This window comes from Mesorhizobium sp. M2A.F.Ca.ET.042.01.1.1 (genome assembly GCF_003997405.1).
Classification (GTDB): Bacteria; Pseudomonadota; Alphaproteobacteria; order Rhizobiales; family Rhizobiaceae; genus Mesorhizobium.
Map to the genome: position 1 here is coordinate 1 of NZ_RZRX01000360.1, position 4,687 is coordinate 4,687.

At 66.1% G+C, this 4,687-nt stretch carries 3 protein-coding genes; all 3 read right to left on the bottom strand.

Going from position 1 to position 4,687, the window contains the following annotated elements; all coding sequences use genetic code 11:
- Window positions 1-1,315 (bottom strand): DNA repair protein RadA (gene radA / locus EOA23_RS31695; protein ID WP_127306994.1); only part of this gene is annotated, 1,315 nt, incomplete at its 3' end.
- A gap of 222 nt (window positions 1,316-1,537) precedes the next feature.
- The gene (locus EOA23_RS31705) at window positions 1,538-3,028 is read right to left on the bottom strand and encodes a replicative DNA helicase (protein ID WP_041010739.1); all 1,491 of its coding nucleotides are present in this window, start codon (window positions 3,026-3,028) and stop codon (window positions 1,538-1,540) included.
- A 602-nt stretch (window positions 3,029-3,630) separates the two neighbouring features.
- Window positions 3,631-4,596 (bottom strand): small ribosomal subunit Rsm22 family protein, encoded by a 966-nt coding sequence (locus EOA23_RS31710; RefSeq protein WP_127306995.1) that lies wholly within the window; start codon window positions 4,594-4,596, stop codon window positions 3,631-3,633.
- Between the last annotated feature and the right edge of the window lie 91 nt (window positions 4,597-4,687).

Genomic DNA, 4,687 nt, shown 5'->3' on the forward strand with positions numbered 1-4,687 from the left:
CGATCCCCCCGGCAACTTCCTCGCTGCCGAGCGGCAGCACCGCGCTTCCAAAGCCCAGCTTTTCGGCTTCCTTGAGGCGCTGCTGCGCATGCGCAACCGGCCTCACGGCACCCGATAGGCTGATTTCGCCGAAATAGACGCAATCGGCGGGAAGGGCAAGACCGGTGAGCGACGAAACCAATGCCGCGGCGACCGCCAGATCGGCCGCCGGCTCCGAGATCCGGTAGCCGCCGGCGACGTTGAGATAGACGTCGTGCTGGCCGAAGCGCACGCCGCAATGCGCCTCGAGCACGGCAAGCACCATCGACAGCCGCGCTCCGTCCCAGCCGACGACGGCGCGGCGCGGCGTGCCGAGCGAGGAGGGAGCGACCAGCGCCTGGATCTCGACCAGCACCGGCCGCGTGCCCTCCATGCCTGCGAAAACCGCGGCGCCCGGGGATTTCGCGTGGCGTTCGCCGAGGAAAAGCTCGGACGGATTGGAAACCTCGCGCAGGCCCTTGTCCGACATTTCGAAGACGCCGATCTCGTCGGTTGGCCCAAAGCGGTTCTTCACCGTGCGCAGGATGCGGAAGTGATGGTTGCCTTCGCCTTCGAAGTAAAGCACGCCGTCGACCATGTGCTCGACGACGCGCGGGCCGGCGATCTGGCCCTCCTTGGTGACATGGCCGACGAGCACGATCGCAGCACCCGTGGATTTCGCGTAGCGGATCATGGCTTGAGCGGCCGCGCGCACCTGGGTGACGGTGCCCGGCGCCGAATCGGCAAGGTCCGTCCACAGCGTCTGGATGGAATCGAGGATGACGAGGTCCGGTCGCTTGCCATCGGCGATGGTGGCCAGGATGTCCTCGACATTGGTTTCGGCGGCGAGCTCGACCGGCGTCGAGGCGACGCCGAGCCGCTGGGCGCGCAACCTGATCTGCGCGACGGCCTCCTCGCCCGAGACATAGACGATGCGGTGGCCCTTCGAGGCGAGCGCCGCCGCTGCTTGCGTCAAAAGCGTCGACTTGCCGATGCCCGGGTCGCCGCCGACCAGCAGCGCCGAGCCGCGCACGAAACCGCCACCGGTGGCGCGGTCGAGCTCGCCGATCCCCGAAACGATGCGCGGCGCGTCCTCGATGTCGCCGGCGAGGCTGGTCAGCACCACGGCGCGGCCTTTTCGCGCGTTGCGCGTGTTGGCCGGTCCCGATCCGATGCCGCCGGCTGTGCCTTCCTCGACCAGCGTGTTCCACTCGCCGCAGGCATCGCATTTGCCGGCCCAGCGCTGATGCACCGAGCCGCAATTCTGGCAGATGAACTGAACGCGCGATTTGGCCATTAGACGCGGCCCGATATTGGATAGGCTGGCGGGATAGCGCCCCCCTCTGTCCTGCCGGACATCTCCCCCTCTAGGGGGGAGATCAGCAGTTTCGCCGATTGCGCCCATCCTGCAACGTTGGCGATTGGCGAAAGCCGACGCGACATCCAATCTCCCCCCTTGAGGGGGAGATGTCCGGCAGGACAGAGAGGGGGGCGACGGAGTGAGACGTTTCCCAAAACGCTACTCAAACCTCTCCGGCAGATGGTGCTCCTCGGCCAGGTCTGAGAACCGCGTGAATTCGCCGTGGAAGGCGAGGCTGACGGTGCCGGTCGGTCCGTGGCGCTGCTTGGCCACGATGCACTCGGCCTTGCCGCGCGCCTCGTTCATCTCGTTTTCCCACTTGACGTATTCCTCGGTGCCGAGCTTCGGCTCGCGGTTCTTGAGGTAGTATTCCTCGCGATAGACGAACAGCACCACGTCGGCGTCCTGCTCGATGGAGCCGGATTCGCGCAGGTCAGAGAGTTGCGGGCGCTTGTCGTCGCGGCTTTCGACCTGGCGCGAGAGCTGCGACAACGCGATGATCGGCACGCCGAGCTCCTTGGCCAAAGCCTTCAAGCCCGTGGTGATCTCGGTGATTTCCTGCACGCGGTTCTGCGACGCGCGGGCGCTCGATCCCTGCATCAGCTGGATATAGTCGATGACGATGAGGTCGAGGCCGCGCTGGCGTTTCAGCCGCCGCGCCCGGGCGGAAAGCTGCGCGATCGAGATGCCGCCGGTCTGGTCGATGAACAGCGGGATCTTCTGCATCGTCTGCGAGCAGGCGACGAGCTTTTCGAAATCCATCTCGGTGATCTCGCCGCGGCGGATCTTCGACGAAGAAATCTCGGTCTGCTCGGAGATGATGCGGGTGGCGAGCTGCTCCGACGACATTTCCAGCGAGAAGAAGCCGACGACGCCGCCATTGGCGGCTTTGAACGTGCCGTCGGCCTGCTGCGCCGGGACATAGGCCTCGGCGATGTTGAAGGCGATGTTGGTGGCCAAGGAGGTCTTGCCCATGCCCGGGCGTCCGGCCAGCACGATAAGGTCGGAAGGCTGCAGACCGCCCATGCGGCGATCGAGGTCGCGCAGGCCGGTCGAGATGCCGGAGAGATGGCCATCGCGCATATAGGCGGCATTGGCCATGTCGACGGCGGTCTTGACCGCATCGTTGAAGCTTTCGAAGCCGCCATCGTAGCGGCCGGTTTCGGCGAGCTCGAACAGCCGCCGCTCGGCGTCCTCGATCTGCTCCGACGGCGACATGTCGACCGGCGCGTCATAGGCGATGTTGACCATGTCCTCGCCGACGGTGATCAGCGCGCGGCGCGTCGCGAGGTCGTAGATGGCGCGGCCATAGTCGGTGGCGTTGACGACGGTGACCGCTTCGACCGCAAGCCGCACCACATATTGCGCCACCGTCATGTCGCCGACTTTCTCGTCGGCCGGCAGGAAGGTCTTCAGCGTGATCGGCGTCGCGATCTTGCCCATGCGGATCAGCTCGGACGCGACCTCGAAGATGCGGCGATGCAGCGGCTCGTAGAAATGGGCCGGCTTGAGGAAATCCGAGACCCGGTAGAAGGCGTCGTTGTTGACGAGAATAGCGCCCAGCAGCGCCTGCTCGGCCTCGATGTTGTTCGGTGCCTCGCGATAGAGCGGCGTTTCCGCCGCGCCGAATTTCAGTGCCGCCTCTGCCATGATATCCCCGATTTCGATCCCGCCTTCCTCGATACCAGAACGGGAAGATTCGGGTGCTGACCTTTCTGCAACACTCCTCGGTCCAACCGGCTTGATGCCCAATGTTCACAGGATCGGCAAACCATCCACAGGACAGTATTCCGGTGGCCCGATTCCGTTTGACTCGGCAAGCCGCGATTCTTACGCGCGAGGCCGGAACGAAGCAAGAACAATTTCGACGACAAGCGGCTCTTGCTGGTCGCTCATTGCAGAACCGTTTATGTACGTTTGGGCGGAGCGGCGCGGCCGTTGGGGATGAGCTGAAACGTTGGAGCTTCGTCATCCACGGGCGGAGCAAGGAGCAAAGCGACGCGCGCAGACCCGAGGATCCATGCCGTGCCCGTGCGCCAGGAGTAAAAGCGGTGCAGAACTAGAGTTGTTCTGCTCCGCTGCAACGCTCACAGGTAACGGCATGGATTCTACGGTCTACGCGCGTCGCTTCGCTCCTTGCTCCGCCATAGAATGACGACCTGACAAGCGCTTCAGCTAGTCGCCAAAGTAGCGTTTCTGCCAAACACATCGACGCCCCGACTTCGCTCAAATGTCGCCGGCCTTACGTGCCCTCAGCCCAGCGTGTCACCCCAGTCCACCCGGCGCGCCGTCTTGAAGACGTCACCGTCGCGCTTGCTGAACAACTGCTCGCCCGCGCTGCCGTCCGGCCGGCAGAGTTTCAGCACCACCTTGCCGGAACCGCCTTTCGGCGGCGCTAGCACCCGCGCAGCGCGCGCCGGCGCCGGTTGCCGGGAGGCGGCGAGATAGATGAACTTCTCGTCCTCCCACGGCACGTCGGCCTCCTTGACCAGGCGATGCAGGCGCGAACGCGCGACCCGGCGCGAGAAATGGCACCAGTCGGGCGGCGCGAGCGGGCAGGGCGCCGCGTTGGGGCAGGGCGCCAGGAGGTGCGCTTCCGCCCCGATCAATTGCTGGCGCGCGGCAAGCATGCGCTGCCAGCCGGCGGGCGTGCCGGGCTCGACGACGAGCAGCGTGTCGGCGGTCAGCTGCCAGAGGCGGTCGACGAGCTTCGGCAACGAGGCCGGCGCGACTTCGTCGAGCACATAGGCGATGCTGACGAGGTCGGCGGCCTTGAGGCCATCGAGATCGATGGTGGCATCGCCGGCGACCCACTCGGTGCGGGCGGCGATCGTGCCGGCTGCAAGCGACTGCCCGACCTTGCGTACCGCGGCGCTCGCTTCGACCAACACAGCCTGTTCCAGCTCCGGCCAGGCGTCTGTCGTGGCCCAAAGCATCGTGCCAGGCCCGGCGCCGATGTCGAGCAAGGTATTGGGCTGGAAATCCGGTCGCGCATCGGCGAGCGCCTCGAGGCTGGCGCGCACCGCGGCATAGGTGGCGGGCAGCCGCGTCGCCAGATAGGCCTTGACCGCCATCTCCTCGCCCATATGCAGGCGGCCATCGCGCAGCTCGGCGCGGTAGCGTTCGGACAGCGTCCTTGCCGCCTGCTTCAGCGCCGGCAGCGGCACCTTCTCGAGCAGGCTGTCGACGCCTTGCCGGAGCGGGGCGGGGAGTTCCATCCCTCAAATCCCGCGCGGCGCAAGCAGGATGACGGAGGCGCCGACGATGCAGAGTGCTGCGCCCGCCATGTCCCAGCGGGCGGGGCGCACC